31 protein-coding genes are annotated in these 26,192 nt (G+C 69.0%); 16 read left to right on the top strand and 15 right to left on the bottom strand.

Annotation, left to right across the window (positions count from 1 at the left end; all coding sequences use genetic code 11):
- Positions 1–61 precede the first annotated feature (61 nt).
- Positions 62–685, bottom strand: coding sequence for a GNAT family N-acetyltransferase (locus AQJ54_RS20385; protein WP_346265465.1), 624 nt, complete (start codon positions 683–685; stop codon positions 62–64).
- 684 nt (positions 686–1,369) lie between these two features.
- Between AQJ54_RS20385 and AQJ54_RS20380 the strand changes: the two genes are divergently transcribed.
- Positions 1,370–2,185 carry a class I SAM-dependent methyltransferase gene (locus AQJ54_RS20380; protein ID WP_062019818.1) on the top strand — a complete coding sequence of 272 codons (816 nt, stop codon included), beginning with the start codon at positions 1,370–1,372 and terminating at the stop codon, positions 2,183–2,185.
- Positions 2,186–2,259: 74 nt separating this feature from the next.
- On the opposite strand, the gene AQJ54_RS20375 is transcribed toward AQJ54_RS20380, so the two are convergent.
- Both AQJ54_RS20375 and AQJ54_RS20370 read right to left on the bottom strand, forming a co-directional pair.
- Positions 2,260–2,637: a VOC family protein gene (locus tag AQJ54_RS20375; RefSeq protein ID WP_062019816.1), complete on the bottom strand. Its 378-nt coding sequence runs from the start codon at positions 2,635–2,637 to the stop codon at positions 2,260–2,262.
- Between the two features lie 97 nt (positions 2,638–2,734).
- A complete protein-coding gene (locus AQJ54_RS20370; RefSeq protein ID WP_062019814.1) occupies positions 2,735–3,670 on the bottom strand; it encodes a helix-turn-helix domain-containing protein in 936 nt (311 codons plus the stop codon).
- A 127-nt stretch (positions 3,671–3,797) separates the two neighbouring features.
- On the opposite strand from AQJ54_RS20370, the gene AQJ54_RS20365 reads away from it, so the two are divergent.
- Positions 3,798–4,841 carry a saccharopine dehydrogenase family protein gene (locus tag AQJ54_RS20365; protein WP_211278564.1) on the top strand — a complete coding sequence of 348 codons (1,044 nt, stop codon included), beginning with the start codon at positions 3,798–3,800 and terminating at the stop codon, positions 4,839–4,841.
- 1 nt (position 4,842) lies between these two features.
- Here AQJ54_RS20365 and AQJ54_RS20360 read toward each other — a convergent pair whose 3' ends face one another.
- A complete protein-coding gene (locus AQJ54_RS20360) occupies positions 4,843–5,436 on the bottom strand; it encodes a TetR/AcrR family transcriptional regulator (RefSeq protein WP_062019812.1) in 594 nt (197 codons plus the stop codon).
- A gap of 123 nt (positions 5,437–5,559) precedes the next feature.
- On the opposite strand from AQJ54_RS20360, the gene AQJ54_RS20355 reads away from it, so the two are divergent.
- The 5 genes from AQJ54_RS20355 to AQJ54_RS20335 all read left to right on the top strand — a co-directional run bounded on the left by AQJ54_RS20355 (position 5,560) and on the right by AQJ54_RS20335 (position 9,473).
- Positions 5,560–6,078 (top strand): cupin domain-containing protein, encoded by a 519-nt coding sequence (locus AQJ54_RS20355; protein WP_062019810.1) that lies wholly within the window; start codon positions 5,560–5,562, stop codon positions 6,076–6,078.
- 192 nt (positions 6,079–6,270) lie between these two features.
- Positions 6,271–7,020, top strand: coding sequence for a polysaccharide deacetylase family protein (locus tag AQJ54_RS20350; RefSeq protein ID WP_248844817.1), 750 nt, complete (start codon positions 6,271–6,273; stop codon positions 7,018–7,020).
- A gap of 237 nt (positions 7,021–7,257) precedes the next feature.
- Positions 7,258–7,803 (top strand): SigE family RNA polymerase sigma factor, encoded by a 546-nt coding sequence (locus tag AQJ54_RS20345; RefSeq protein WP_062239342.1) that lies wholly within the window; start codon positions 7,258–7,260, stop codon positions 7,801–7,803.
- On the top strand, positions 7,800–8,510 hold the full coding sequence (locus tag AQJ54_RS20340) for a SecDF P1 head subdomain-containing protein (RefSeq protein WP_062019804.1): 711 nt from the start codon (positions 7,800–7,802) through the stop codon (positions 8,508–8,510). Before AQJ54_RS20345 ends, AQJ54_RS20340 begins: the two co-directional genes overlap by 4 nt.
- A gap of 66 nt (positions 8,511–8,576) precedes the next feature.
- Positions 8,577–9,473 carry an aminoglycoside phosphotransferase family protein gene (locus tag AQJ54_RS20335; protein ID WP_062239340.1) on the top strand — a complete coding sequence of 299 codons (897 nt, stop codon included), beginning with the start codon at positions 8,577–8,579 and terminating at the stop codon, positions 9,471–9,473.
- A gap of 33 nt (positions 9,474–9,506) precedes the next feature.
- On the opposite strand, the gene AQJ54_RS20330 is transcribed toward AQJ54_RS20335, so the two are convergent.
- Both AQJ54_RS20330 and AQJ54_RS20325 read right to left on the bottom strand, forming a co-directional pair.
- Positions 9,507–10,133, bottom strand: coding sequence for a hypothetical protein (locus AQJ54_RS20330; protein WP_062020779.1), 627 nt, complete (start codon positions 10,131–10,133; stop codon positions 9,507–9,509).
- A 193-nt stretch (positions 10,134–10,326) separates the two neighbouring features.
- Positions 10,327–11,088: a ZIP family metal transporter gene (locus tag AQJ54_RS20325; RefSeq protein WP_062019800.1), complete on the bottom strand. Its 762-nt coding sequence runs from the start codon at positions 11,086–11,088 to the stop codon at positions 10,327–10,329.
- A gap of 56 nt (positions 11,089–11,144) precedes the next feature.
- Between AQJ54_RS20325 and AQJ54_RS20320 the strand changes: the two genes are divergently transcribed.
- On the top strand, positions 11,145–11,570 hold the full coding sequence (locus AQJ54_RS20320; RefSeq protein WP_062019798.1) for a hypothetical protein: 426 nt from the start codon (positions 11,145–11,147) through the stop codon (positions 11,568–11,570).
- Between the two features lie 50 nt (positions 11,571–11,620).
- Here the strand turns inward: AQJ54_RS20320 and AQJ54_RS20315 are convergent, their stop codons facing one another.
- Positions 11,621–12,895: an alpha/beta hydrolase family protein gene (locus AQJ54_RS20315; protein ID WP_062239337.1), complete on the bottom strand. Its 1,275-nt coding sequence runs from the start codon at positions 12,893–12,895 to the stop codon at positions 11,621–11,623.
- 171 nt (positions 12,896–13,066) lie between these two features.
- Between AQJ54_RS20315 and AQJ54_RS20310 the strand changes: the two genes are divergently transcribed.
- Positions 13,067–13,780 (top strand): HAD family hydrolase, encoded by a 714-nt coding sequence (locus tag AQJ54_RS20310; protein WP_062239334.1) that lies wholly within the window; start codon positions 13,067–13,069, stop codon positions 13,778–13,780.
- Positions 13,781–13,805: 25 nt separating this feature from the next.
- On the opposite strand, the gene AQJ54_RS20305 is transcribed toward AQJ54_RS20310, so the two are convergent.
- The 4 genes from AQJ54_RS20305 to AQJ54_RS20290 are packed head-to-tail and all read right to left on the bottom strand — an operon-like array spanning position 13,806 to position 16,482.
- Positions 13,806–14,003 (bottom strand): VOC family protein, encoded by a 198-nt coding sequence (locus tag AQJ54_RS20305; RefSeq protein WP_211278563.1) that lies wholly within the window; start codon positions 14,001–14,003, stop codon positions 13,806–13,808.
- A 10-nt stretch (positions 14,004–14,013) separates the two neighbouring features.
- On the bottom strand, positions 14,014–15,111 hold the full coding sequence (locus tag AQJ54_RS20300) for an ABC-2 transporter permease (protein ID WP_062239328.1): 1,098 nt from the start codon (positions 15,109–15,111) through the stop codon (positions 14,014–14,016).
- The gene (locus AQJ54_RS20295; protein WP_062239325.1) at positions 15,108–16,052 is read right to left on the bottom strand and encodes an ABC transporter ATP-binding protein; all 945 of its coding nucleotides are present in this window, start codon (positions 16,050–16,052) and stop codon (positions 15,108–15,110) included. Before AQJ54_RS20295 ends, AQJ54_RS20300 begins: the two co-directional genes overlap by 4 nt.
- Positions 16,045–16,482, bottom strand: a complete 438-nt coding sequence (locus AQJ54_RS20290; RefSeq protein ID WP_079069949.1) for a GntR family transcriptional regulator — start codon at positions 16,480–16,482, stop codon at positions 16,045–16,047. Before AQJ54_RS20290 ends, AQJ54_RS20295 begins: the two co-directional genes overlap by 8 nt.
- Positions 16,483–16,518: 36 nt before the next feature.
- Between AQJ54_RS20290 and AQJ54_RS45700 the strand changes: the two genes are divergently transcribed.
- The gene (locus AQJ54_RS45700; RefSeq protein WP_159055539.1) at positions 16,519–16,959 is read left to right on the top strand and encodes a hypothetical protein; all 441 of its coding nucleotides are present in this window, start codon (positions 16,519–16,521) and stop codon (positions 16,957–16,959) included.
- Between the two features lie 188 nt (positions 16,960–17,147).
- On the opposite strand, the gene AQJ54_RS20280 is transcribed toward AQJ54_RS45700, so the two are convergent.
- Both AQJ54_RS20280 and AQJ54_RS20275 read right to left on the bottom strand, forming a co-directional pair.
- Positions 17,148–17,456 carry a hypothetical protein gene (locus AQJ54_RS20280; RefSeq protein WP_062019786.1) on the bottom strand — a complete coding sequence of 103 codons (309 nt, stop codon included), beginning with the start codon at positions 17,454–17,456 and terminating at the stop codon, positions 17,148–17,150.
- Between the two features lie 284 nt (positions 17,457–17,740).
- The gene (locus AQJ54_RS20275) at positions 17,741–18,508 is read right to left on the bottom strand and encodes an AraC family transcriptional regulator (protein ID WP_062239319.1); all 768 of its coding nucleotides are present in this window, start codon (positions 18,506–18,508) and stop codon (positions 17,741–17,743) included.
- A gap of 54 nt (positions 18,509–18,562) precedes the next feature.
- Here AQJ54_RS20275 and AQJ54_RS20270 point away from each other — a divergent pair, with 54 nt between their 5' ends.
- The gene (locus AQJ54_RS20270; RefSeq protein ID WP_062240447.1) at positions 18,563–19,762 is read left to right on the top strand and encodes an MFS transporter; all 1,200 of its coding nucleotides are present in this window, start codon (positions 18,563–18,565) and stop codon (positions 19,760–19,762) included.
- Between the two features lie 368 nt (positions 19,763–20,130).
- On the top strand, positions 20,131–20,850 hold the full coding sequence (locus AQJ54_RS20265; RefSeq protein WP_062019782.1) for a trimeric intracellular cation channel family protein: 720 nt from the start codon (positions 20,131–20,133) through the stop codon (positions 20,848–20,850).
- A gap of 62 nt (positions 20,851–20,912) precedes the next feature.
- Here the strand turns inward: AQJ54_RS20265 and AQJ54_RS20260 are convergent, their stop codons facing one another.
- On the bottom strand, positions 20,913–21,362 hold the full coding sequence (locus AQJ54_RS20260) for a DUF2690 domain-containing protein (protein ID WP_062019780.1): 450 nt from the start codon (positions 21,360–21,362) through the stop codon (positions 20,913–20,915).
- A gap of 384 nt (positions 21,363–21,746) precedes the next feature.
- Here AQJ54_RS20260 and AQJ54_RS20255 point away from each other — a divergent pair, with 384 nt between their 5' ends.
- The gene (locus AQJ54_RS20255) at positions 21,747–22,910 is read left to right on the top strand and encodes a helix-turn-helix domain-containing protein (protein WP_062239317.1); all 1,164 of its coding nucleotides are present in this window, start codon (positions 21,747–21,749) and stop codon (positions 22,908–22,910) included.
- Between the two features lie 111 nt (positions 22,911–23,021).
- Here AQJ54_RS20255 and AQJ54_RS47800 read toward each other — a convergent pair whose 3' ends face one another.
- Positions 23,022–23,414: a DUF4232 domain-containing protein gene (locus AQJ54_RS47800; protein WP_388423132.1), complete on the bottom strand. Its 393-nt coding sequence runs from the start codon at positions 23,412–23,414 to the stop codon at positions 23,022–23,024.
- 22 nt (positions 23,415–23,436) lie between these two features.
- On the opposite strand from AQJ54_RS47800, the gene AQJ54_RS47795 reads away from it, so the two are divergent.
- The 3 genes from AQJ54_RS47795 (at position 23,437) to AQJ54_RS20240 (ending at position 26,169) form a co-directional block, all read left to right on the top strand.
- Positions 23,437–23,859, top strand: coding sequence for a hypothetical protein (locus AQJ54_RS47795; protein ID WP_428843799.1), 423 nt, complete (start codon positions 23,437–23,439; stop codon positions 23,857–23,859).
- Between the two features lie 475 nt (positions 23,860–24,334).
- Positions 24,335–25,333, top strand: a complete 999-nt coding sequence (locus tag AQJ54_RS20245) for an ABC transporter ATP-binding protein (protein ID WP_062239311.1) — start codon at positions 24,335–24,337, stop codon at positions 25,331–25,333.
- A complete protein-coding gene (locus tag AQJ54_RS20240; RefSeq protein ID WP_062239308.1) occupies positions 25,330–26,169 on the top strand; it encodes an ABC transporter permease in 840 nt (279 codons plus the stop codon). The genes AQJ54_RS20245 and AQJ54_RS20240 overlap by 4 nt, the downstream gene beginning before the upstream one ends.
- Positions 26,170–26,192: the final 23 nt, after the last annotated feature.

The raw sequence follows: 26,192 nt of genomic DNA, 5'->3' as shown, positions 1-26,192 counted from the left end.
ATGAAGGCCGTCGGCGTGGTCGACCTGTGGGTCGGCTGCCCGTCGGAGTCGTGCAACCGGGTCACCAGCAGGCCTGTTGGTGGCCCCGGAGGCCGTCGTCGGACAGGCCGAACATGGGGAGGCAGGGGGACAGCCCGGTGATCGAGACCGGGACCTTTCGGTGCGTGTCCCAGCGGGCGCGCGTCAGCCTCAGCCGCCGCATCATCGCCGGCCGGCCGCGCACCACATGCCGTTCGACACCGTCGAGTTCATAGCCGAGCTTCATGGAGACGGTGAACGAGGACGGGTTGTCCTCAAGAGCGCCCGACAGCGCATCGAGGGCGTTCAGCCCGGCGAAAGCCAGGTGAAGCACGGCGGCACGCATCTCGGTACCGATTCCCTGCCGTTGGAATCGTGTTCCGAGCCAGGAGGCGGTGCTCACCTGGCGCAGCACGGCGAAGTCCTGGGCGGTGATGGTCTGGAGGCCGACGACCTGGCCGGTTTCGAAGACGACGAGGTTAAGGGCCCAGTTCTCAGGTGACCAGTTACCCCGGCGCAACCAGTGGTGCTGCACCACCGAGCGCGCCCGGGCGGCTGGAGGCAGATCGGTCCACGGCACGAGAAAGGGCATGCGGTCCGGCTCGTGGACGCCACCTGCCGCAAGCTCAGCCAACTCGGCGAGCTCACCCTCGCCGGGCAGTCGCAACTCCAGACGAGGGGTGCTCAGACGAAGTCCCAACAGGGGCCAGTGGTCAATCAGCATGCGTCATTGTCGAAGACGGGAGCAGGTACGGGCATCTTGGTTTTCACGCCCGGTGCCCATGCTTTGTGCAGGCTTGGACCGGATGCCTTTGATTGGGCCGCTTCTGGGTCGGTACAAGTGACGGGTGACAGAACCTTTTGCTCCTCGCCCGGGCGACCGCCTCGGGTCGAAGCCGGGACAGTGGACCCGGCAGTCGGCGGGTGCGTTTTTCGCCGCCTTGGCGGCGTTTCTCCTCACGCGGGACGCCACGTTCGGATACTTCTGGCGGACCCTGCCAGACCATGCGTACACCGTCACGTTTCTTGTGGGACTTGCCGTGTCGGCCGTGGTCTACGGTCTCGCCGGATGGTGGCTCAGGCAATTGCCCTAGCGGGAGTCCCGCAAGCTGAGGCGTTGAAGTAGAGCCTTGGGGTGGTGACGAACCGTCAACGCAATTGGTGGTGGCGAGGGAAGTTGGCAGGAAGGCTTTCGAGTTCATGCACGTAGCTGTCCTCAAGACTCGTCCAGTCCGACTCCCCTTCCTTCTCGCCTTCCTTGTCCATCGATCGGATCCCACTACTTGATCCAGGCTGAACTGCCTAGGCTGGCCCGGTGACTGATGAGCAGGAGCGGGTGCAGCCGTCGGGAGTGTGGGCCACGGCGGTCGGGGTGGCCCGGGTGCGGGCGCTCGAGACCGAGCGGGAGAACGCGCTGTTCCGCGACCCGCTCGCACAGGCCTTCGCCGCCGCCGGCGACCTGTGGCCCTCCTCTCCGCCGCAGCCCGACGACGAGGCCGCCCGACGCCGTCGGCTGGCGGTGTCGTTCTCCATCGTCATCAGGACGAAGTTCCTCGACGACCTGTTGCAGGAGGCCTCCACGGCCGGCGTCCGGCAGGTCGTGCTGCTCGGCGCCGGGATGGACAGCCGGGCCTTCCGCATGGACTGGCCCACCGGCACCCGGCTGTTCGAGGTCGACACCGCCGCGCCACTGGACTTCAAGGCCGCGGTGCTGCGCCAGGAACAGGCTGTCGCACGCTGCGAGCGGATCACCGTCGCCGTGGATCTGCGGGACGACTGGCCCGAAGCGCTGGCCGCAGCAGGGCACGACCCGGCGTTGCCGACCGTGTGGATCGCCGAGGGACTGCTGATCTATCTGCCCGAGGATGCGGTGGACCTGCTGCTGTCCCGGATCGGAGCGCGGTCCGCGGCAGGCAGTCGGATGGGGCTGACTTTGGGTTCGCGCGGCGTGATCGAACGTTTCGGCGCGGACGCCGTACCAGGATCGGCGGCTTCCATGTGGGTCTCAGAAATGCCTGACGACCCGGTCGGCTGGCTGGCCGGGCACGGTTGGGACGCCCGGACCAGCACGCTGCGCGAGTGTGCTGCCGCCTACGGCCGTCCCATCAGCACTCCACCCCAACGCGAGGAGCGGCCCGGCGGACTGATCTCGGCGATCCGCCGATAGCGCGCCTCCGGGTACTCGATACCTGGAGTCCTGGTAGGAGGGACCGTCACCACCCCGGCCCCCTGCCCCGCCCGTCAGCCCCTCTCCTTGACGATGCAAAAGGGATGCCCGACCGGATCGGTGAGCACGCGCGCTTTGTCGCCGTGCGGTTGATGTTCCGGTCTGCCCGCACCGAGTTCGAGCAACCGGGCTTCGACCTGGTCCAGTGGCTGCTTGACCTTGAAGCACATGTGCAGTTGCTGAGGCACGGTCTGTTCGGGCCACTGCGGTGCCCGGTAGCCGTCGACCCGTTGAAAGCCGATGAAGACGTCGTCCTCACAGTCCAGACCGGCGAAGTCGGCGTTCGACTTGGGGTGGAGGGGCAGACCGGTGGCCTGTTGATAGAACGCTGCCAGAGCCATCGGATCCGGGCAGTCGAGGGTGATCGCGCTCAACTTCAACTGCAAGGGCATGAAGCCTCCTTGGCCGGTCGGTGGACTACCTTGGGCACACCCTAGAGACGTTCGTCCACGGCTGGTGGGTGGCCGGAGACTGGGTGCTGCGGGCTCCTCAGGGGCGGAAGGTGCGGCGGTAGGTGTCTGGTGGGACGCCGACACTGCGGTGGAAGTGGCGGCGCAGCGTCGTCGCCGTGCCCATGCCGGTGGCGGCGGCGATGGTGTCCACCGTGGCGTCGGTCGTCTCCAGCAGTTCCTGGGCGTGACGGATGCGCTGGGCGTGGAGCCATTGCAGGGGCGTGGTGCCGGTGACGTGCCTGAAGTGGCGGCCGAGGTGACGTGTGCTCATGCGAGCCTGACGGGCCAGGTCTTCCACGGTCAGCGGTTCGTTGAGCCGTTCCAGGGCCCAGGGGAAGAGTTCGTTCAGCGGATGGTTGCCAGGGGCCGGGAGCGGGGTGGCGATGAACTGCGCCTGGCCGCCCTCGCGATGGGGCGGGATGACCAGGCGCCGGGCGATCCTGTTCGCGTTGGCCGAGCCGTGGTCCAGGCGGACCAGATGCAGGCACAGGTCCATCGCGGCGGCCTTGCCCGCGGAGGTGAGGACGTCACCGTTGTCGACGTAGAGGACGTCCGGGTCGACGGTGACTTTCGGGTGGCGTCGGGCCAGCTCCCGCGTGTGCGCCCAGTGCGTCGTGGCACGCCTGCCGTCGAGCAGTCCCGCCGCACCCAGGACGAAGGCGCCGGTGCACAGTGAGGCCACGCGGGCACCGGCCGCGTGAGCCGCGCGCACCGCTTCGACCAGTTCGGTGGGCGGGGCGACGTCGGTGTCGGCCCAGCCGGGGACGATCACCGTGTCGGCGTGCGCGAGGTGGTCGAGTCCGTGGTCGGGCTCCAGGTGGAAGCGGCCGATGCGTACCGCGGCGTTCCCGCAGAGGGTGAAGTCGTACCAGGGGTCGACGACGTGGGTCAGGTCGGATCCGAAGACCTCGACGGCCACGGACAGTTCGTAGTGGAGCATGCCGTCGGTGACGGCCAGCGCGACAGCGGGCATGTCCGAAACTGTACGCGTCGTGTCGTTTCCGACACTGCCGCGGGACATTGGCCGAGCGACAGGATGTGGGGGTCAGACCGCGGCGGACCGACTCCGCCGCGGGCGGCTGCGTACAGGGGAGCGGTTCATGGGGTCAGGTCAGCTGGTGACGGTGTTCGGCGCGTACGGGCACACCGGGCGGTTCGTGGTCGCGGAGCTGGCCGCGCGCGGTTTCGTCCCGGTACTGTCCGGGCGCAACGGGCAGGCCCTGGACGAGTTGGCCCGCGAGCACGGCTTCGAGGCCAGGGCTGCGTCGGTCGACGACGCGACGTCGCTGGACCGGGCCCTGGCGGGAGCCGTGGCGGTCGTCAACTGCGCAGGCCCCTTCGCGTCGACCACCGGCCCGGTGATCGAGGCCGCCCTACGCGCGAAGATCCCCTACCTGGATGTGGCCGCCGAACTCGAGGCCAACCTCGACACCTTCGCCCACTACGGCGAACGGGCCCGGGAGGCGGCAGCGGTGATCGTGCCGGCCATGGCCTTCTTCGGCGGTCTGGGAGACCTGCTGGTCACCGCGGCGATGGGCGACTGGACCGAGGCAGACGAGGCGCACATCGCCTACGCGCTCAGCAGCTGGCACCCCACCGCCGGCACCCGACGCTCCGGCGCGGTCTCCCGCGAGCGACGCGGTGCGCGGCGCCTGCGCTACCGCGGCGGACAGTGGGAGCACCGCATCGACGCCGCGCCCACCGCGCAGTGGAACTTCCCGGAACCGGTGGGATCGCGGCCGGTGATCGCGGAGTTCACGATGGCGGACGTCGTCACCGTGGCCCAGCACCTCGCCGTCCCCGACGTGACCACCTACATGACCACCCAGGCCGTCCAGGACATCGCCGACCCCGACACACCGGCCCCGACCGCCACGGACGAGAACGGGCGTTCCGACCAGACCTTCCTCATCGACGTCGTCGTTCGCTCCGCCGGAGCCGAACGCCGGGCCACAGCCCGCGGCCAGGACATCTACGCCGTCACCGCACCCCTCGTCGCCGAGGCCCTCGAACGCGTCCTGACCGGCCGCACCAAGACCGTCGGCGTCGTCTCCGCAGGCGAGATCTTCGACGCCGCCGACTTCCTGGACGCCCTTGCTCCGCACGTCACCTTCGACATGTACGTGCAGAAGCAGTACGCCTGATCTAGGGCGATGCCGTGCGTCGCCGACTGGGGGGCCGGCCACCGACCCTCTCTGTCAGCGTGGCCATGACCTCGACGGCCGTGTCGTTCGTGAGCCCCTGTTCCCGGCACAGCGAACGCCAGGTCGAGAAGGCTGCCGCATGGCCGATCACCGCCCGCAGGACCGGGTCGTCGGCTCGCGGCCAGACTTGGACCAGGACCTCGACGTACTGCCTGGTCATGCCCTCCCAGGCGGTACGGATCGGCTCGGGTACGGCGTGCTGGTCGCGGATGCTCAGTGTCAGCATCTGCTCGCCCTCGCCGTAGAAGCGGTAGATGTCGGCGAGCCCGGCCGTGAGCCTTTCAAGGGGGTTCTCGATCGCGCCCCACTCCATGGGCTGCGGCGGCTGGTGCATCGACAGCCAGTGCCCCGTGCATGCCTCGAACAGCGCCGTCTCATCCGGGAAATGCCGGTAGACGGTCAGCCGGGTGACGCCGGCGCGCTCGGCGATCGCCGAGATGCTCGTCGATGCCGGGCCCGCGGTGCCGTGAAGATGCACGGTGGCTTCGACGATGCGCTGCCGTGTCCGCTCCACGTCCTCGGCACGTTTACGCATCTCGTAACCGCGCGATTTCGACGAACGCTGCTGTTCACTCAAATCTTGACGCCTTGAGGTCCGCGATGGAGACTTTTTAAGAGAACACCAGTGTATCTCCAAAATGCACGAGGAGTGATCACCATGACAGAGCCCTCGGCCCCGCCACTCACCATCGTCCGCCCAGGCGAGGGGGCCGAGGGCTTCCTCGGTTCCATCGGAGTCGTCTTCAAGCTGTGGGGCGACGACACCGACGGAGCGCTCTCGGTCGTTGAACACCCTTTCCCGGTAGGGGCGTTGGTGCCTCCGCATCTGCACACCCGGGAGGACGAGTACTCGATCGTGACCGAGGGCGAGATCGGATTCCGCTCCGGCGACCGTGAAACCGTCCTGGGGCCCGGCGGCTACATCACCAAACCGCGCGGGGAGCTGCACACGATGTGGAACGCGGGCCCCGCTCCGGCGCGGATGATCGAGATCATCAGCCCGGCCGGCTTCGAGCACTGCTTCCGCGAGATGGTCGACATGCTGAGCGACGGGCCGCCGTCGACGGAAGACGCGGTGGAGGTCCTCGCGGCGAAGTACGGCCTGGAGTTCGGACGGCCCGCCTGGCTGCCGGACATCATCGCGCGGTACGGCCTGACACCGCCGCCCGGGTTCTGAACGAACCGTTGGGTGGCGCGCGCTCCCGGCCACGGCCGTCCGCCGAGGGGGAGTCCGACTCGGCTCGTGCGGAGTACCTTCGTGTGACCGAGCTCCGCACATGTGTGCTACGTCACTATCGACGCTGCTGAGCAACCCTTGCGATGAGGAATTCTTCTCCTTCGTGTGAAGATCCTCAGAAAACGGCCTCGGATGCTCATATTCCTGACGCTGGCCGTGGTGGCAGCCGTGACGGCGACCATCGCCATAGCCATCCGGGCGAACAGGATGGAGACGGTGTCCCCGCGCGATGCCCGCGACCGGGTGGCAGTCGGCACGGCCGTACCGCCGGGGCAGGTGGACTGCCGGAAGGCCAAGTGCATCGCGCTCACCTTCGACGGCAACCCGGGCGAACCCACCGACCGGCTCATGGACCTCCTCAAGCAGTACCAGGCGCCGTCGACGTTCTTCCTCGAGGGCCGACGCATCCACAAGTTCCCCGAGGTGGTGCGGCGGATGGCCCGGGACGGTCACGAGATCGGCGACCACACCTGGACGCACGCGGTGCTGACCGATGTCTCCGACGCCCAGATCCGCGACGAACTGCGCCGCACCGCACGGGCCATCTCCGGCATCACCGGCAGCGAGCCGACCCTGATGCGCCCGCCCCAGGGCCGCACCGACGACCGCGTCTCCAAGGTCGCCGCTGGGCTGGGGATGGCGCAGGTGCTGTGGACGGTGACCGCCAAGGACTACGAGACGGACGACAGCGCCCTGATCACCGAGCGGGTCCTCGACGGCGCCGACCGCGACGGCATCATCCTGCTCCACCCACTCCACAAGGGCACGGTCCCGGCCATGCCCTCCATCCTCAAGGCGCTCAACAAGCAGGGCTACACCTTCGTGACCGTCTCCCAACTGCTCGCACCGTCCGAGGCCGAACCGGGCAAGATCTACAAGTGACTGACTGACCAACTCACTGCGATGCGTCCCCTTCTTGAGCGCGGAGCAACTCAATTCGCTGAGCGGACGCCGCCATCGACGAGACAAGATCCTTGCCGGCGCCCGGGACTCATCCGTAGACCCGCTCCACAGCCCCTCGCCGTCGCCGTCCGGGGGACGAATCCGAGAAAGTCTGTCCGGCAGGGCAGTCGTTCGCGTGTCCGCACCCGTCTATACGGGGGAACGAGGGAGGGCGCATTGAACGCCGACGAGGAACGCCAGTTCCGCGAGTTCGTGGCAGCGCGGTCGAGATCGCTGCTGCACACGGCCTACCTGCTGACCGGGGACTGGGAACAGGGCCGGGACCTGCTCCAGACCGCGCTTGCCTCCACGGCTCGACGCTGGTCCAAGCTCCGTGATCGGGAACAGCCGGAGATCTACGTCCGCCGCGCGCTCTACCACGCCCAGGTGGACCGCTTCCGGCTGCTCAGTTGGGGACGTGAGACGGTCACGGACGCCGTCCCGGACCGGCCGGCCGCACAGGGCGCGAACCTGGCCGACAGCGTCGTCCAGCGGCAGGACATCATGAGCGCGTTGCGGCGGCTGCCCAAGCGTCAGCGGGCGGTGATCGTGCTGCGCTACTTCGAGGACCGGCCCGACGGCGAGATCGCCGCGATCCTGGGCGTCGCCCCGGGCACCGTCCGCAGCCAGACCCACAAGGCCCTCACCACTCTCCGGACCGCCCTGGCCGAGACCGGGCCGTCCGCCTCCTCCAGTGCCTCCGGAAGGGGCGTCACCGCATGAACGACTCGACCGGGGACCTGCTGCACGAAACGTTGCTGCACGACACCCTGCACACCCATGTCCGTGAGCGTGACGGTGACGCCGGCGCCCATCTCGTCGGCCTGGCCGACGGCGCGCTGCGGGTCGCCCGGCGGAGGCAGCGGCTGACGCGCGCCGGCGCCGGAGTCGCCCTCGCCGCGGCGGTGGCCACCGCCTGGGTGGCTGTCGCGGACGACGGGTCGCCGCGCGCGCATGTGGTGCAACCCGCCCACCGGGGTGACGCCGCGAAGGCGACCACGGTCTCCCTGCTGCCGGTCACCTCCGCGACGGAGGGGCCCTGCACCCAGGGCGACGGCGGTTACAGCGTGAAGGCCACCGCGGCCGTGCGGGCGATGTGCTTCCACACCGACTCCGCGAAAGGCATGAGGGACATCCGTGTCGCCTCCGCGAAGGCCGAGAAGAGCACTGTCGACGGCGAATGGCAGGTGGAGGCGACCCTCTCGTCCGCCGACCGGACGCGCTTCGCGACGCTCACCGGCTCCCTCGCGTCGGCTCCGCTCCCGCGCAATCAGTTCGCCATCGTCATCGACGGCAAACTCTGGGGCTACCCCCACACGGTGACCGGTTCGATCACCGGCGGTCGTTTCGTGGTCGTCGGTGCCTACGGGCAGGACCCCACCGGCGCCACGGCCCACAACCTCGCCCAGCGACTGGATCCGGGCAGGTGAGACGAGAGACGCCTCCAGGCAGGCCCCATGACTCATCCACCTCCCGCCCCACTACTGTGACTTCGCATGACCGACACCGACACCGAGATCATCCCTGACCTGGTCCGAGCCCTGTTGCAGGAGCAGCATCCAGATCTGGCAGGGCTCGCCATCCGTGAGGTGGCGGGCGGCTGGGGCAATCAAATGTGGCGTCTCGGGGATGAGTTGGCCGTGCGCATGCAGCGCATGGACCCCACCCCGGAACTCCAACTGAAGGAGCGGCGCTGGCTACCGGTACTGGCCCCGCGCCTTCCCCTGCCGGTGCCGACTCCGGTGCGATACGGCGAACCGTCCAAGCGCTTCCCGAAGCACTGGACCGTCATGACCTGGGTCCCCGGCGAACCACTGGACCAGGGCTCGATCAGCCACGGCATCCACGCGGCCGACACACTGGCGGACTTTCTCCGGGCACTCCACGTCGAGGCACCCGCCGAGGCGCCGACCAGCTCGGACTTCGGCGCTCACCCCAGGCAGTGCGTCGGCGGCTTCGAGCACTTCTTCCAGGCCGTCGCCCCCGACGACATCGCAGCCGCCACGCGGGCCGTCTGGGACGAGGCCGTCGCAGCCCCCGAGTGGGGCGGCCCGCCCCTCTGGGTGCACGGTGACCTGCATCCGGCGAACGTCGTGGTCTCGGACGGCACCCTGTCGGGCGTCGTCGACTTCGGTGCCCTGGTCGCCGGCGATCCCGCCTGGGACCTCGCCGCCGCATGGCTGCTGCTGCCGGCCGGCCTGGCCTCACGATTCTTCGACAGGTACGCGCGTGCGGACGAGGCGACCGTCCGTCGTGCCCGCGGACTGGCTGCGATGAGGAGCCTCTTCCTCATGCTCATGGGGCAGAACGGAGACCGGGGCCTCCCGGGCGGCAAGCCGAACTGGGGTCCCATAGGCCGTGCGGCACTCGAGCGGGTGCTGAAGGGTGTTTGACGCACACTGGTTGCGACTTCACCGTCAGGCGGCCTATTCGGAACTCGCACCGCTGTCCGCAGAAGGCTCTGCCGGGTCGGGAGCCGTATAGAACACGGATGAGCCCTGCTTGCTGCGCTGCGCGTGGTTCTTGGCCACGAGTCCTTCGAGGGTGGTGCGTACGACGGTCTTCTTGATGCCGCGGTCGGGGTGCTCCTGGGCCAGGGCCTCGGCGATCTCCGCGGCGGAACGGGGTTCGGTCTGGCTCGTCAGGAAGTCGCGGGCCAGGGTGACCAGGGAGGGCTGCCGAGGCTCGGCGGGCTTCGCGGCTGCCGTCTTGGTCTTGCGTGCCCTCTGAACCGGCACCGCGGCGGGCTTCTTGGCCCGCGCCTTCTTGGCCGGGGCCGCGGTGTCCTTCGTGTCGACGACGGTGGCGGCGGGAGCAGACTCGGGTTCCGGCGCTGCGGGAGCAGGGGTTGCGGGAGTGGAGCTTGCGCCGAGCGCTTCCTGAAGGCTCACCAGTACCGCACGGTCCGCTTCAAGCTCCGCCAACTGGCTTTGCAGTACGGCGATTTCGGTGCCGAGACGCTCCTGCTCCTTCAGGTTCTGTTCCAGGTCGTCGGCCACCCGAGCCAGGTACTGGGTGGTAACCCCGTTTTTTGCGGCCACAGTGTCAGACATGATGGTCATGCTCCTTCACAGGTTCGTAGGTTCAAGACTGCATCTCGCGACAGGAATCAGGCGCGCCCTCATCCGACTGCCGCGAACGTGCGCCACTGCACAAGTGATACTACGGACGTGCAGGGCAATGCGAAGGGGAATGTGTCGCACTCGCAAGAGGGCATCCATGAGCGCGCTTCCGAGACGGGGGTTGTCAGGCGTGGGAGAGAGCGAAGGAAAGCAGGAAACCGCACACCGTGATCAGGCCGATCGCCAGGTGGGCATCCTCGAACGCCTCGGGAATCATCGTGTCGGCAATCATGGCGAGGATCGCGCCCGCGGCCACCGCGGTGACCGCTGCCACCACGGCGGGGGAGAACGCTCCGACGACGGTGTAACCAAGGACAGCAGAGACAGTGCTCGCTGCTGTGATCGCCGTCCACACACCGAAGACGTACGCCTTGCCACGCCCGGCCTTCTTCATGCCCGCCGAACTCGACAGGCCCTCGGGGACGTTGCTGAGAAACACCGCCGCCACGGTCACCAGGCTGACCGTGCCGCCGTCGAGCAGACTGACTCCGATGACGGCCGACTCCGGGACGCCGTCCAGCAGTGCGCCCAGCGCCAGAGCCGTACCGGACCCGCCCTGTTCGGCTTCCGAGGGCTGGGAATGGGCGGGTTGGGCACCGGAACGCTTGCGGTGCCGGGCACCCCGGCCGGCCAGCCACACGTTGCCGGCCGTGTAGGCGAGCGCGCCCAGAAGCGTGCCGATCGCCGCCGGTACTATCCCCGCCTCGTCGTAGGCCTCACCGACCAGTTCGAAGGAGACCGCCGACAGCAGCACCCCGGCCCCGAAGGCCATCACCGTGGCGATCACCTTCTGCGGCACGCGCAACCCGTACCCGATCGCCGCGCCCACGAGCAGCGCCGAACCCGCCAGCAATCCCCACAGTCCCGCTTGTACCGCCTCAGTCATGCCGCTACCGGTACCCCGGAGCATGCGGTGCTTGCACCACACCACCAGGAGGACCGGTGTCGTACCCGCAGACGCTCACCCCGGAGCAGAAACTCGCGGAGGCGAAGCAGCACCTGAGCATCCCGCACATCGTCGTGATCTGCGGCTCCACCCGCTTCATGGCCGAGATGGCCCAGGCGGATCTGCGGGAGACCGTGGCGGGAAGGATCGTGGTCAAGCCGGGCTTCGACATGAAGTCCCCGCACGGACTCAGCACCGACCCTGCGGATGCCGAGGTCGAGGCCGACGCCCAGACCCAGACCCAGGTCCAGGTGCTGAAGGCTCGCCTTGGCGAGCTGCACCGAGCGAAGATCCGGCTCGCCGATGAGGTGCTCATAGTCGGTGACTACATCGGAGACAGCACGCGAGCCGAAATCGCCTACGCCCGGTCGCTGGGCAAGCCAGTGCGCTTCACACACCCCGAAGTCGCCCATGACTCATGACCCCCGACTCATGGCGCATGACGCATGGTGCCTGACGCCGAAACGGCCGTCTAGCGAACGAAGGTGATCGGGTACGGCGACGCACCGCCGTCCAGGAGATGGTCGTCGCGGCCCTTCAGGAACCGGTTGAAGAACGAGGTCACCAGTGCCCGATTCGCCGCCACCGCCAGGCGCGGGTCGACCTTGCCGACCGCCGCGTCGAGCGTTTCGACCGGTACCCGGCCCGCCAGCTGCGGCAGGAGTGCCTTTGCGTCCGTGAAGGACGCGTGCACGGAGTCGTTCAGGGTGACGTCGGCCTTCCATCCGCGCTGGTTCCGCCAGAACGACGCCCAGGACGGTTCTTGGTGCACGTCGCTCCCGTCGGCCGCGGAGCTGTTGCCCATCAGCAGGAACGGCCGGTCCAGCCCGTGCAGAGCGACCTCGCTCAGGTGGGTGCCGTCGGGTTCGCTGGTGTACTCCAGGGTGCCGTCCATGTTGACTCCGGCCCTGATCCGCGGATCGCCGTACATCGCCTGCGCGGCAGTGAAGCCGCCACCGGACTGCCCGAACATGCCGATCCGGTGCGCGTCCATGATGCGGGTCAGCCGGTTCGGCAGGCTTTTCAGCCGGTCCAGTACGAGTTTCGTGTCGGCTGTTCGCGCTGCCATCACCTTCGTGAGGAGGGCTGGTGTGGTGCCGTTCTCGATGGCCGCGGCCCAGGCCGTCATGAGCGGCTCGTTCCCGACCACATGGCCGTCCGGGAACTGCACCGCCGGTGTCTCCCCGGTGTGGTCGACGGTGATCACGACGAAGCCGCGTGACGCCAGGTCCTCGGCCAGTGACACGTTCCAGTCCCGCGGATCCCCGGCGCCGGGGGAGTAGAGGACGACGGGGAAGCGGCCGGGGGCCGGCACGGCGTCCCTCACGGAGTGTGTGGTGGTCGCGGCCCAGTTCACCAGGCCGGCGGGCAGTTCGGCGCTCTGCTCGACGGCCGTACCGAACGCCGTGGCCACCGCCGGCGGAAACTGGTGCGTGACGGGCCGGCCGCCGGTGTGCACCGACGGGTAGAAGACACTGATCATCAGCTCGCGGTACGGCTGACCGGGCACCCACGGGTCCGTGCGCTCGTCGTCGACCAGCCGGAAGGACGACTCGCCGGTGGCGTAACGGCCGCTCGGCGCGGGAAGCGTGAGCCTCACACCCTTCGCAGGGCTGGAGCGTGCAGAGAGCGCCTGGGCGGTATGCGAGGTGGTGGCCCTGGCTGAGGCCGCGACCGCGCTCGGGACGGCCAGACCGCAGACGACGACCCCGACCAGAGAAGCGGCAACGATACGAGTGCTGCGCATGAGACTTCCTCTGAGGTGTGTCACAGGGGGTACGGACACATCGATCCTCGCAACACGCCCCTTCAGGAGCCATCGTGCTGACAGGTGTCTGAGTCCTCGGGAAAGCCCTACCCCCGCAGACATGAGGAGGGTGATCTGAGGGGGCCACGTCCGGGGCGTTAGGGTCCCTTCATGTCCGTCAACGCCGTCGTCTTCGACTTCTTCGGAACGCTCACCCCCAGCACTCCGGCCCACGTCTGGGACGAACACGCGGCCCGGAGCGCGGCACCTATCGGCCTGCCCGTCCGAACCTGGCGTACGGCCCTGGACGCCTCGTTCCCCGAACGAGCCACCGGGTCCCTGGGCGACCTGACGGCGACCTTCCGGACGCTGGCACGGCGCTGCGGTGTCGAGCCGACCGACGAAGCACTTGCCGCCGCGTGCGCCGCACGGCTGACGGCGCAACGCGAACTCTTCGTGCTGCGCGACGACGCCGTTCCTACGCTGCGCGCCCTGCGTGCCCGCGGACTGCGCGTGGGTGTGCTGAGCGACTGCACCGTCGAACTGGCGCAGACCTGGCCGCAGTTGCCGGTGGCCGATCTTGTCGACGCGCGCGTGCTGTCCTGCGAGGAGGGCAGGCGCAAACCCGACCCGGAACTCTTCCGTCTGATCGCACACCATCTCGATGCCGCCCCGGAGGAGTGCCTCTACATCGGCGACGGAGGAGGAGACGAACTCGCCGGTGCGTCCCGCTGCGGTATGCGGGCGTTCATGCTCCGGACCAGCGACTGGGCCGACAACGACGCCCATGCGCGCGACGACGACTGGTCCGGACCGTCCGTGTCCGCGCTGACCGAAGTACTGACACTCGTGACATCGCCCGCTGCGGGTGCCGATCCGGCATAAGAGGCCACGGCGGGCCGGTGGGAACTCACCGGGTGGGCGCCTCGGCAAGGGACAGGCTGTTCCCGTCGGGGTCCAGTACGACGCCGTGGCGCACGCCGCTGCGGTAGGTCTCGACCGGTTCGTAGTCAATCCCGTGTGCGGCGAGTCGGGCCAGAATCTCGTCGAGGTCGTTCACGCCGAGCGTGGGCGGGCGTCGCTGGAGAGCGAGCGTACCCACGGGCACGGTCGGTTCCTCAGACGAGCCGCTTGCGACCCCAGATGAAGAGGAACGCCACGATGCCGGCCGTCAGGGCGAACAGGATCGATGCTCCCAACCACTGCATGCTGCTCATCTGCGAGATGGGGATGTAGTCGATCGACGCGCCGACGATGTCCGCCTTCTTCATGCAGGACGTGGTCGCCGCCTCCGACAGCGTGTCCGTGCACGTGGTCAAGTCGAAGTGTTTCCCGCTGCCGCTGACGTACGAGGTGTCGAGCACGTGCGCGGTACGGGGCACCGACGAGGGGAAGGTGATCGGAGTGCCGGGACTGACGGGCTTGGTGGTGGCTGTGACGATGTCGCCGAGCGACAGCTTGAAGTAACCCCAGACGGTCTGGACAGCGACGGCGAATCCGAGGGTCACGACCATGGCCACCAGCGTGCGGCGCAGGATCACACCGATCAGCACCCCGCCGAACACGCAGAGGAGGGAGAGGGCGACGGGCACCGGGCCCGTGGTGTTGAAGAACTCCCTGGAACTCCAGTCGATGTCCACGTAATCGAGCTTGATGGGGTTCCACCACCACGCGAACACAGCCGACAGCGTGACCGTGCTCACCACGACCACCAGCCCGGTCAGCGCCAGCTTCGTGGCGAGCCAGCGGTTGCGGCTCACGGACTGGGCGGCGATCAGCTTGGCCGTTCCGTTCTCCAAATCGCCCGCGAGGAGCGGGGCGCCGAGGAGGACACCGAGTATGACGGGTATCGCCGTGAGACCGGTGGTGACGGAGGAGAACGCACCGATGTAGGGGTCGAACCGCTTGCCCGCGTCGTCGAGGTTCTTGGCGGGGAAGCCGTAGGAGTCGAGGAAGTCCATCAACTGGCCACGCTGGTAGACCATCCAGGCCACGCAGAGCACGGTGGCGGCCAGGATGGTCCAGAACGCGGCCCGGTGCTGACGCCAGACCAGCCAGGTCATACCGCTGAGGCGGGGACGCCGGGCGGCCTCCGTGGTGCGCGTGTTCCCGGACCCGTGCCTGGCCCGGTTCTTCGTTCCGTTCTTCGTTCCGTTCATCGTGCGGTTCGTCGTCCCGTTCTTGCCGTTGGCCGAGGGGCTGGTGAAGGTGCTCATGCCGCCACCGTCCGGGTGCCGAACGCCTGGCCCTGGACGTGGGCGGTGGGGGTGATCAGCGGTGGTGCGTCGGGGGAGCGGAGATAAGCGAGCAGGAGTTCCTCCATGCTCGGGACGGTCACCCCCCAGGGGCCGGTGACCGGGCCCTCCGGCCGGATGAGCGCGGTGAACTGCCGTCCGCTGGTCCGGGTCTCCACGAGGGTGTGATAGCCGAGGCCGGCGGGCAGGTCCTCGCCCTCCCTGGCCCCGGTGACCACGGTGTGCACGGACATCAGCTCGTCCACGTCACCGGCCAGGCGCACGCCACCGCCGGAGACGACGATGAGGAAGTCGCATACGTTCTCCAGTTCGGCCAGGACGTGGGTGGACATCATCACGGTGGTGCCGCGCTCGCCGGCCACGGAAAGGAGGGTTCCCATGAGTTCGTGGCGCACGACCGGGTCCAGGTCCGACATCGGCTCGTCGAGCAGCAGCAGGTCGGGGCGCTTGCCGAAAGCGAGGGCGACGGCGACGCGAGTGCGCTGGCCACCCGAGAGAGTGCCTATCTTCGCGTCGAAGGGCACATTGCCCGCGCGGACGATGTCCTCGGCGGCGCGCTGGTCCCAGCCGGGGTTCAGCTCCCGCCCCAGCCGCAGCGTCTCCGCCACGGTGAAACGGCGGAACAACGGCTTCTCCTGCGCGAGGAAGGCCGTACGCCGACCGGACTCCACCGAGCCCGGAGCCTCGCCGAACAGACTGAGCGAGCCCTGCGTCGGCTTCAGGACATGGGCCGCGATGTTCAGCAGCGTGGTCTTGCCCGCCCCGTTGGGGCCGACCAGCCCGCAGATCCTGCCCGCCGGAAGCCGGAACGTGCAGTCCTGAAGTGCCCAGCCGCGCCGGTAGCGCATCCCCAGTCCGTGCGCCTCGAGCGCCGGCTCCCCCGCGTAGTTGAAGTCACTCACCTGTGCTCCTCGTTGTCGTGGCCCCCATGACCGCTGTGGTCCCGGTGGCGAACTGCTTCTCCAGCGCCGACGCGACCAGCGCGGCCACGTCCTCCTGCTCCAGACCGGCCTCGGCCGCCTTCGACATCCACGCCACCAGCTCCTCGTACAGCGGCGAGTCGGTACCCGTCTCGACCCGGCCCAGCGTTCGGCGTACGAAGGTGCCCTGGCCCGGTCGCGGTTCGACCAGGCCTTCGCGCTCCAGCTCGCGGTACGCCTTGAGGGTGGTGTTCGGGTTGACCGCGCTGGTCTCAGCGACGTCCTTGGCGGTGGGCAACCGGTCGCCCGGCACCAGTACGCCCAGCCGCAGGGCCTGTTTGGTCTGCTGCACGATCTGCTGGAAGGCGGGGACCCCGCTCCGCCTGTCGATGCGGTACTCCACGGCCGCCACTCACCTCCATCATCATTCCACTATGTGATTAGTGGAATGATGATGGAGGTGAGTGGCGACAGTTGTCAACGGGGTTCGGGAACGGTCGAGAAGCAGAAAGGTGCCGTTGATGTTTGCTGGGCGCGATCTAAGGTCCATCGCTCCGCACACCTGCCACCCCCCGAGCGGCACATCGGAAGCGGCGAAAACCACCATGATCTGGTGGTAGGACGGATGGTCCGGCAGCTTCGGGACGTCGCTGCGGGCGGCTGCGGATCGGGCAGCGACGGCGGCGTCTTGCAGGTGACCCGGATCGCTTCGTCGTCCCGGCGGAGCCTCTCCGGCCGCGCGGTCAGCCGCGGGCTCCGCTCCCTCGCCGTCCCGACCATCACCGACGGCCAGGATGTCGCGCCCGCGGTCTCGCTGATGTCGGCAACCGCAACAGGCGCCCAACTGCTGCCGCCGCTGGACAAGATCCCGGCAGCGCCGAAACCATAGGCCGACCAGCCGCACGGCCCGCCATGCTCTTCGCCGACCGCCGGGGGAGGGGCTTGCACCAACCCAAGGGCCGACGATCATGAAGGTGACGCCCGCCCGCGCACGAGCCCGGTCGCTCACTGTCGATGCGCCCCCGAGGCCTCGTCGAAGGCGTGGGGCCCCGGCCTCGACCGGGACCCCACTCGAAGTTACGGCAGCGTCCGAGCCCTCGCGGTCAGCGCCCTCGCCAGCACCATCTCCCGGTACGGGTTCGCCGGACTGAGAGCCTGCGCCACCTCCACGGCCTCGTCGAGCAGAGCCAGCCTCCGCTCAGGCAACTCCCGCACCAGCGGCGAACCACTCTCCTCCACCAGGACGTACGCCAGCTTCGATCCGTACACCTCCGGCTCGACCTGCGTCAGCAGACGGTAGATCCACAGCCCCTCGACGCCCCGCACGACCCGACGGTTGGCACTGAGCAGCCTGACCCTCGCCAGCACGACCATGTCCTGATCCATCGATCCCCTTCATCCCCACCCCTCCCCGGCCGGCGCATGTCACACGGCGAGACAGCACGGCGAACGCGCCGACACCCGATGGCGGATGCCGGCCCGTTGACCGGAGAGTGGATGACGACGAGTCTGCGGTCACGCCACCACCTGCAACAAGGCCGGACGGACGTGCGCTTCGTCCTACCGAAAGCGGCTACGACCAGGCATGATGGACCTGACACTCACTCAAACCCCCTCGTGCGTCGGCTCTGTGTCCGGACGGCTGCGCGGGCGGACCTTGACGGCGTGGGCTACTGCGTTCGATCCGCCGCCGGTGCGAAGTCCGTCGTACGTCCCGGCGTGTGGCCGAAGGCGCGGCGGAAGACGTCGATGAACGCACTCGCCGAGGACCAGCCGCACCGGTGCGCCACCACGGTCACCGGAGTGTTCTCGGCGAGCAGCACCAAGGCGTGGGAGAGCCGCAGTTGAGTGCGCCACTGCGGGAACGTCATACCGAGGTCGGCCTTGAACAGACGTGACAGGGTCCGGTCGCTGGCGCCGACCTCGCTGCCCAGCTCCGCCAGGGTGCGGTTGTCGGCCGGGTCGGCATGGAGCATGTCGCAGAGAGCTCTGAGCTGCGGCGCTCTCGGCGCAGGCACGTGCAGCGGTTGCTGGGGCGAGGTCCGCAGCTGGTCGCACAGGACGGCACGCAGGCGTCGCTGTTCCGGACTGTCATCTGTCGGCTGGCGGGTGGAGACGAGGATCAGCTCCCGCAGCAGCGGGCTGACCCTCAGCACGGTGGGCTCGTCGAGGTCGAGCAGGTTGGTGTCCGCCGGAAGCCCGATCAGATGCAGTTCGAGCTCGCCGTGCGCTTGGTGGGAGTGCACGATGCCGGCCGGGATCCAGATCGGCCGGGTCGCCGGGGCCATCCATGACCCCGCGCCCGTGGTGACGGCGACAACGCCCCGGCCCGCGTAGACGATCTGGTGGTCGTCGTGCCGGTGGGCGTCGATGCCGGTGCCTGGCGCCAGTTGGCGGGCAGTCGTCGGTGCCACCGGCAGATGGCGGATATCCCTCATTGGTTGGCAGATTATCGGAAGTGCGCCAGGGTGGTCGCGGAGAACCATGGCGTCATGCCACCGAACAAGTCGATCGGCCTTCTGTCACTGGGACATGCTTGCGTGGACGTCTATCAGGGCGCCGTAGCGGCCTTGCTCCCCTTCTTCGTCGTCGAGCGGGGCTACACCTATGCCGAGGCGTCGGGCATCGTGCTCGCCGCCAGTCTGCTGTCCTCCCTGGCGCAACCCCTCTTCGGCGCACTCACCGACCGCCGCCCCATACCCTGGCTGCTGCCGGTCAGTACCGCACTCGGCGGTCTCGGTGTGGCCCTGAGCGGAGTCAGCAGCTCATATCCGCTCACCTTGCTGTTCATTGCGGTGTCCGGCGTCGGCATAGCCGCTTACCATCCCGAGTCGGCCCGCGTCGCGCGCTTGGCCGGCAGGGGCAGTCACCGCTCCATGGGGTGGTTCTCCCTGGGCGGCAACATCGGGTTCGCGATGGCCCCCCTCCTGGTCACGGTAGTGATCACCGCGGGCGGGCTGCGACTGTCCCCGCTGCTGATCCTTCCCGCCTTGGTCGGTGGCGCACTGACGCTGCCGGTGTTGCGGAGACTGGAAGAGTCCCTGGCCGCCGATGGCGGCAAGGGGCCCGGGGCAGGGCGAGACGATTGGCCATCGTTCGTGCGGCTGTCGGCGGCGGTGATATGCCGGTCCATCGCCTTCGTCGGACTGAGCACCTTTGTCGCCTTCCAGGTCCGGGAGGCGACACACGGCGGAACGACAGCGGGGACGGCCGCACTGCTGGTGCTCTACCTGGGTGGAGCCGTCGGCACCGTGGTCGGCAGCAATCTGGCCCACCGCTGGGACCGGGTCACTGTGGTGAGGACGTCGTACCTGATCGCCGTGGCGGCCGTCGCCGGAGTGGTGTTCGTGCCCGGACCAGCGATCTTCCTCTTCGTGGCCCTGACGTCGATCGGCCTGTACGTGCCGTTCTCCTTGCAGGTCACGCTCGCCCAGGACTATCTGCCGACACGTGTTGGAACGGCCAGTGGAATCACCCTCGGCCTCATGGTCAGCGTCGGCGGCCTGACCAGCCCCGTCATCGGCGTCATCGCCGACGCCACCTCTTTGCGTACGGCCTTGACACCCTTGATCCTGATGCCCGCCCTGAGCTGGGTGCTGGTCCGCGCCTTGCCCGAACCGGCGGTGTCGAAGCCGCAGTTGCAGGAGATGGCCGGCCCTGCCGCGGATTCCCCGCAGGTAGCCCCCGAATGAGACGACTTCGCTGTGCCTTCAGGTGCTCGGGCGGTTCCGTTGGCAGTGCGACGGATGAACGAGCAGCACTCGATCTTCAAGGTACTCCGCGGATGCGGGACAGCTCTCAGGTGTCCGCGAACCGCATTCGGCCCACGACGGACCGGACTCGGTCCGCTCCGAAAGCATCTGATCCGGCTGTCATCAACTACCGCTCATTCTCCGCTCATGGCAGCGCGGACCGAGCTGCCATCTCGATAACGTGGCCCCGGAGCAAAGGCGTTGTCGTTCTCAGAAACACCCCTGGCGCTGCCGCCGAGACCTGTCTCCCCGCTCGCCCCGGCGTCGGGCTGCAAGGCCGAGGAAGGGCAGGTTTCAAGGAGCCCCAGATGATCCACAGCTTGCACGGCATCGCGGGAGACGTGCAGTATCCGCTCGATCTGGTGGGGGTGTTCGCCTTCGCCGTCTGCGGGGCCTTGATAGCCACACGCGAGGACTTCGATTTCTTCGGCACCCTGCTGCTGGCCGAGGCCGCCGGTCTGGGCGGCGGCCTCTTCCGGGATCTGGTGCTCCGCATCCAGCCGGTCGCCTTCACCGACCTCGGATACGCGACGGCCCCGTTCCTGGCGACTCTGCTGGTTTTCTTCAATTCCCGGGCACATTCGTGGGACACGGCCTGGGACGTGGCCGACGCGGGCGCGCTGGGCATGTTCTGCGTCACCGGCACCGTCAAGGCCCTCCAGCACGGCCTCAACGCCCCGGCCTCCGCGGCGCTGGGGGTGACCACGGCGGTCGGCGGCGGAGTCGTCTGTTCCGTGCTGGCCCGGGAGATCCCCTCGTCGCTGATATGGGACCGCGATCTGTACGTCGTCCCCGCCGTCTGCGGCGCCGGCCTGGTCACCGTCCTGCACGCCACGTCCACCCTGCGGGTGGCCACCGCGGTCGCGGTCGGACTGCTGGCGTTCGCGCTTCGCCTGACCGCCCTGCGCCTGAAGTGGCGAACGCCCAGGTCCGCGCTGTGGCGTCGGACGGCGGCAAGAACAGGATCCAGGCACCGCAGACGCGACGACCCGGCACGTGACCGGCTGATCCCCACGTCGAAAACGTGAGCGGCCCGAGCGGCTGGGAAAGCCTGCCGCCCGGGCCGAACTCCGTGATCAGACAGGGAGGCTCAGTAAGACCCGGTCCGGTCCTCGTAGATGCGGGCGCCGCTGTCCCACATTCCCTTCGCATACGACGTGACGTTCGCGTCGTTGACCATGCGGGTGTAGCAGTCGGTGTCGCCGTTGGGCACCGAACAGGAGTACTCACGCCCGTCGCTGTTGCGGTGCACGGTGGCGTACGGGGTGAACTGGTCCCGAGTGTCGTAGCCCGCGTTGGAGATGCGGGCCCAGGCGGCCCGGCAGCTGGGGCTGTAGCGGAGTTCGAGCAGGGCCTGCCCGAGTCTGAGGCTCTGCACGGTCCGCGCGTCGCCCTGGCAGTAGACGGAGGGGTCCTTGCCGTCGCAGGCCGACCCCGAGCACGCGGCGGCGGCCGCGTGAGCCGGGGTTCCTGCGAGCAGTCCGCCGCCGGCCAGCAGAATCGCGGCCGCAGTGCGCATCAAGGTCGTGCGGTGTTTCATCTGTTCTCCCGTATCCGTAGCGCGTGGTTGAGCAAGTGACGGGCTGTCTTCGCCCCCCTCATGAGTGGGGGTCAAGGCACCGACGGCGTCACGGTGGCGGGTCCCGTCGGGCCAGACAAGCGGAAGGGGCCCGTCTGGGACGCTGACACTCCTGCGCACCCTCTGAGCTGCGTGTTCCTGGCGCGGCTGGGAGGCGCATGGGATACCGACAGAGCACTCTTCGGCATCCGGAAGCCCCAACTCCCCGCTCGGCCGGGCAACTTCTGGCACATTGGGCCGCCGGGATCGTGACCACGTCCCGGACCGACGGAGCATCGGACCGTCGACAGGCGCCGACACGCAGCCAGGACGGGCGAGCGTGTGCGAACAAGAGGGGGGTTCTTCATGAACCAGTACATGGAGGTCGAGCGACTCGCCGCTCAACTGCGCGCGCTGAAAAGGAGATCCGGGCTCAGCTACGACGCTCTCGCCCAGCGAGCCGGCATCAGCCGTTCCAGCCTGCACCGGTACTGCGCGGCCTCGTCGGTCCCGCAGGACTACGGCGCCGTGCACCGCATCGCCACCGCATGCGGAGCCGCCTCCGCCGAACTGCGCGAACTGCACCGGTTGTGGGCTCTCGCCGACGCGGAGCGCGAGAGACGGGTGCCGCAGGAGGACACCGCGCAGAGCGATGTCGTTGATAAGCAGGCCGAGGCTGAGGAGGCAGAGGCCGTCACCGTCGAGGAAGCCGCCTCCGCGCACCCCGTATCGACCGCGGCCGAGCAGGAACCCGTGCCCGCCATAAGGGAGTCGCCTGCATCGGAGCCTGCTTCCGCTCCTGGCCTCCAGGAGCCGAGCCCCAAGCGCCTCCCGGCGAATCGACGGACCCTCGCCCTGACCGCCGCGGCCGCCGTCACCGTTCTCGGAACCGTCGGATGGGCCGTGTCCCTGGCCTCCACGCCGGATGACCGGGCCGACAAGCCGGATCCGCGGACCCTGTTCTCCTCCGTCTGTTCGCCCGTCGTGAGCATGGGGCAGCACGACGAGTGCGTGCGCGAAGTACAGACGCTGCTCGAGCGGCGTGGCGCCGTCATAGGCGTGGACGGCGACTTCGGCCCGCAGACCCTGCGCAGGGTGACGGCTTTCCAGGTGATCGCCGGACTCCCGCCGAACGGCGTCGTCACGGCGGACACCAAGAAGGCGCTCTACGACTCGAAGGCGCGCATGGACACTTGGGCGCCGGAAAAAGTCCGCAAGCGCATACGTGTGGTCTTCGACGAGGCACCGGACGACGCCGTCGCCATCGCCGACTGCCAGTCCTTCCTGGACCCGCTGCACATCCTGCCGAACACCAACGGCAGCAGGAACTGGGGCCTGTTCCAGATCTCCGACACCCGGTTGCGTGAACTGGGTGGCACTCCGCTCAAGGCGCTGGACCCCGAATGGAACATCCAGGCCGCCAAACGCCTTTGGGCCCGCAACCACGACTTCCACGACTGGCCGCACTGCGAACGCGCCCTGCGGACCAAGGCATCGGCGGTCCCGACTTCGGCCTCGGCGAGCAACTGAACACCGACCGCGTCCCGTCCCGGCGAGGGCGGAAACGCGGGGGAACACGTCGGCTCAAGGCCTCACCGCAAGCGGCCGTCCGCGAGGCCCTGAGTCCCAACACCGCTGAAATCAGGCAGGCTTGACCGCTGACACGGGGGTGACGGTCACGGTGTCGTCGCACTCGGCGAACTGACCGTCGTCCAGGCCCACCTGGTGCGCTCCGGAGCCCGGCAGCCCGACCACCATCGTGGGGTACAGCACGGGCGCCGAACCGGACTCGCAGTACCCGTCGCCTTCTCCCTGGACCTGCACGTACGTGAGCTTCACCCACGCCTTGCCGCCGGGGGCCACCTTCACGGCCGTCGCCGTTCCGGTCGGCTTGACGGTGAGCGGGACGTTCAGCTCGGGGGAGCCGTTCGCGGCGCCGGCCACCGTGGGGTGCCCGTTGAGGGAACACGTGTGTGCGGACACGTTGGTGAACTCGACGACGGCCGCACCGGTGCCCGTCCCGTCAGGCCGCACGGTGGCCTGACGGGCGGTCGCCTTGAGGCTGCTCGCGGAGCAGGTCGCGGCCGAGCCACCGGCGGCCGGTGCGGACGGCGCGGGTGCGGAGGCGGTGGGCGTGGGCAGGGAGGCGGACGGCGTCGAGGGGCCGGAAGGGGTGGAGGAACTGGAGACGGATCCCGCGGGCTTCGACCCGTCGGGCGTGGAGGAGGCCGCCGAGCTGCCGGACCCGGATGCGGTGGGGCCGCCGTCCGCGGTGTCCGCGCCGCTTCCGCCGGGCTGGCACCCCGCCACCGCCAGGGCCACCGAGGCCACGACGACCGCCATCGCCGAACCGCGCATTCCGTTCACGTACCGCATGCTGTCCCCCGGGTTCCGGTTGTCCGAAGAGCGGCTCCGTGCCGCCCTCGTCGATCCAGACAGAAGCACCGACCCGGCAGTTCTCCGGCACTTCGACCTGTGACGCACCGGTGACGAAATCCAGCCACGATCATCACGGAACGCCTGGGAGAGGCCGGCAACCGCCCTGCCCAGAGCCCCGACCGAGGTGGGATGCCACCGCCGTCACCCAAGCCCCTGGCACACAATCACGCCACCCACGTCGTGGCCGGCAGGCCGACACGCTCGAATCGGAGCGGTCGGCCAGGAGGCGACCGTAGCCATGCCGGCAGTCGTCCAGCCGACGTGAGCTGTACTGCCCTCGTAGCTCCCACCCCCCGCCCAGCACGGCAGCAGCTCCTCTACCCACCCCGCTCCCAGCACCCACCGCCCAGCCGACGACCAGGTACGACGCACGCGCACCCCCCGTAGTACCCCGGTACCACGCGCCCCGCCCACGAACAGCCCCCCAGTACCACCGGATCGCACAAAACCGCTCCTAACGTGGCCCGTGAGGCGTCGGAGAGGACGGACGCCGCGGACCGACAGGAAGAGCGCGCATGATCGACGCACGGCAGCTGACCAAGAAATACGGTGAGAAGACAGCCGTCGACGGGCTGGACTTCGCGGTGCGGCCGGGTACGGTGACCGGCTTTCTGGGGCCCAACGGCGCGGGCAAGTCCACCACGATGCGCATGATCGTCGGCCTCGACGCCCCGACGAGCGGCTCCGTCACCGTGAACGGTCAGCACTACGCCCTCCACCGGGCACCGCTCCAGGAGGTCGGCGCGCTCCTGGAGGCGAAGTCGATCCATCCCGGCCGCTCGGCGTACAACCACCTCAGGGCCCTGGCGCTGACCCACGGCATTCCGGCGCGCCGGGTCGACGAGGTGATCGACCTCGCCGGGCTCGGCAGCGTGGCGAAGAAGCGAGCCGGGGCCTTCTCCCTCGGCATGGGCCAGCGGCTGGGCATCGCGGCGGCGCTGCTGGGCGATCCGCAGACGGTGATGCTGGACGAGCCGGTCAACGGGCTGGACCCCGAGGGCGTGCTGTGGATCCGCAACCTGCTCAAGGGGCTCGCCGACGAGGGCCGGACGGTGTTCGTGTCCTCCCACCTGATGAGCGAGATGGCCCTGGTGGCGGACCATCTGATCATCGTGGGGCGCGGCCGGCTGCTGGCCGACACGACCGTGGCGGAGCTCATCCGCGAGGCCGGCGGGGACACGGTGAAGGTCGCGACTCAGGACCCGGCGCGGTTGCGGGACGCCCTGGCCGGGCCGGGCGTCGACATCACCGGCACGATCGGCTCCGAGGAGTTGCAGGTGACGGGGCTCAGCGCCCGCGAGATCGGGCTGAAGGCCGCCGAGCACGGCATCGCCCTGTTCGAGCTGAGCGCGCGCAGCGTGTCGCTGGAGGAGGCGTTCATGGACCTGACCAGGGATGCCGTCGAGTACCACGGCACCACGACCGGCACCACGCCCGGGACTGCCTCCGGCACCACGCCCGGGAGTGCCTCCGGCACCACGAACGCCATCGAGACCCTCGGGAGGCCCGCATGAGCACCCTCACCGCGACCGCGGAGGAACCCAGGACCGCTCCCGCCCGCCCCGCCTACCGGGTGACCGGACGGCGCGTCCTCGCCTCCGAGTGGGCCAAGCTGTGGTCCCTGCGCTCGACCTGGATCACCCTGGGCCTCGGCCTGCTGTTCCTGGTGGCCTTCGGCGTGATCTCCGCGAGCCGCTACAAGTCGGGCATCGACTCCGGCCACATCGACCGGGACTTCGCCGACTCCACGGCCGTCAGCCTGTCCCTCTTCGGTACGAACTTCGCCCAGCTGGCCCTCGGCGTGCTCGGCGTGCTGGTCACGGCGGGCGAGTACTCGACCGGCATGATCCGTTCCACGCTCGCCGCGGTGCCCCGCCGCCTGCCCGTGCTGTGGTCCAAGGCGACGGTGTTCGGGCTGGTCGCCCTGGTCGTGGGCACGGTGGGCGGGTTCGTCGCCTTCCTGATCGGCAGTGGAATCGTCTCCGGCACGCCCGCGGCCATGAGCCTCTCGCACGCCGGTGTCCTGCGGAGCCTGCTGGGCGCCGGACTCTACCTCGGCCTGGTCGGGGTGATCGGGGCCGCGCTGGGTGCGCTGCTGCGGTCCGTGGCAGGAGGGATCTCGGTGCTGGTCGCCTCCCTCATGCTGATCCCCGGGCTGATGTCCTTGCTGCCGAGTTCCTGGCAGGACGACATCAGCCCCTACCTCCCGTCCAACGCGGGCCAGTCGATGTTCGCGCTGACCCACGACGCGACGTCCCTGTCGCCCGGTGCCGGACTGCTGGTCTTCCTGTGCTGGACGGCACTCACCCTGGGCGGCGCGGCGTACCGGCTCGTGCGCAGCGACGTCTGACGCCCCGCACCATGGACAGGTGA

It is taken from the genome of Streptomyces griseorubiginosus (assembly GCF_001514195.1).
Taxonomy (GTDB): Bacteria; Actinomycetota; Actinomycetes; order Streptomycetales; family Streptomycetaceae; genus Streptomyces; species Streptomyces griseorubiginosus.
This window is presented reverse-complemented; position numbering and strand designations above follow the sequence as displayed.

Bases quoted from the DNA above. Each gene is read 5' to 3' on its own strand.
- AQJ54_RS20275 (WP_062239319.1), bottom strand. From the start codon at position 18,508: ATGAGGGATATCCGCCATCTGCCGGTGGCACCGACGACTGCCCGCCAA.
- AQJ54_RS20370 (WP_062019814.1), bottom strand. From the start codon at position 3,670: ATGCCCGCTGTCGCGCTGGCCGTCACCGACGGCATGCTCCACTACGAA.
- AQJ54_RS20325 (WP_062019800.1), bottom strand. From the start codon at position 11,088: ATGACTGAGGCGGTACAAGCGGGACTGTGGGGATTGCTGGCGGGTTCG.
- AQJ54_RS20315 (WP_062239337.1), bottom strand. From the start codon at position 12,895: ATGCGCAGCACTCGTATCGTTGCCGCTTCTCTGGTCGGGGTCGTCGTC.
- AQJ54_RS20360 (WP_062019812.1), bottom strand. From the start codon at position 5,436: ATGCGTAAACGTGCCGAGGACGTGGAGCGGACACGGCAGCGCATCGTC.
- AQJ54_RS20330 (WP_062020779.1), bottom strand. From the start codon at position 10,133: ATGTCTGACACTGTGGCCGCAAAAAACGGGGTTACCACCCAGTACCTG.
- AQJ54_RS20280 (WP_062019786.1), bottom strand. From the start codon at position 17,456: ATGGATCAGGACATGGTCGTGCTGGCGAGGGTCAGGCTGCTCAGTGCC.
- AQJ54_RS20245 (WP_062239311.1), top strand. From the start codon at position 24,335: ATGATCGACGCACGGCAGCTGACCAAGAAATACGGTGAGAAGACAGCC.
- AQJ54_RS45700 (WP_159055539.1), top strand. From the start codon at position 16,519: ATGATGATGGAGGTGAGTGGCGACAGTTGTCAACGGGGTTCGGGAACG.
- AQJ54_RS20265 (WP_062019782.1), top strand. From the start codon at position 20,131: ATGATCCACAGCTTGCACGGCATCGCGGGAGACGTGCAGTATCCGCTC.
- AQJ54_RS20340 (WP_062019804.1), top strand. From the start codon at position 7,800: ATGAACGACTCGACCGGGGACCTGCTGCACGAAACGTTGCTGCACGAC.
- AQJ54_RS20375 (WP_062019816.1), bottom strand. From the start codon at position 2,637: ATGCCCTTGCAGTTGAAGTTGAGCGCGATCACCCTCGACTGCCCGGAT.
- AQJ54_RS20355 (WP_062019810.1), top strand. From the start codon at position 5,560: ATGACAGAGCCCTCGGCCCCGCCACTCACCATCGTCCGCCCAGGCGAG.
- AQJ54_RS20310 (WP_062239334.1), top strand. From the start codon at position 13,067: ATGTCCGTCAACGCCGTCGTCTTCGACTTCTTCGGAACGCTCACCCCC.
- AQJ54_RS20335 (WP_062239340.1), top strand. From the start codon at position 8,577: ATGACCGACACCGACACCGAGATCATCCCTGACCTGGTCCGAGCCCTG.
- AQJ54_RS20240 (WP_062239308.1), top strand. From the start codon at position 25,330: ATGAGCACCCTCACCGCGACCGCGGAGGAACCCAGGACCGCTCCCGCC.
- AQJ54_RS20255 (WP_062239317.1), top strand. From the start codon at position 21,747: ATGAACCAGTACATGGAGGTCGAGCGACTCGCCGCTCAACTGCGCGCG.
- AQJ54_RS20270 (WP_062240447.1), top strand. From the start codon at position 18,563: ATGCCACCGAACAAGTCGATCGGCCTTCTGTCACTGGGACATGCTTGC.
- AQJ54_RS20260 (WP_062019780.1), bottom strand. From the start codon at position 21,362: ATGAAACACCGCACGACCTTGATGCGCACTGCGGCCGCGATTCTGCTG.
- AQJ54_RS20350 (WP_248844817.1), top strand. From the start codon at position 6,271: ATGCTCATATTCCTGACGCTGGCCGTGGTGGCAGCCGTGACGGCGACC.
- AQJ54_RS20365 (WP_211278564.1), top strand. From the start codon at position 3,798: ATGGGGTCAGGTCAGCTGGTGACGGTGTTCGGCGCGTACGGGCACACC.
- AQJ54_RS20300 (WP_062239328.1), bottom strand. From the start codon at position 15,111: ATGAGCACCTTCACCAGCCCCTCGGCCAACGGCAAGAACGGGACGACG.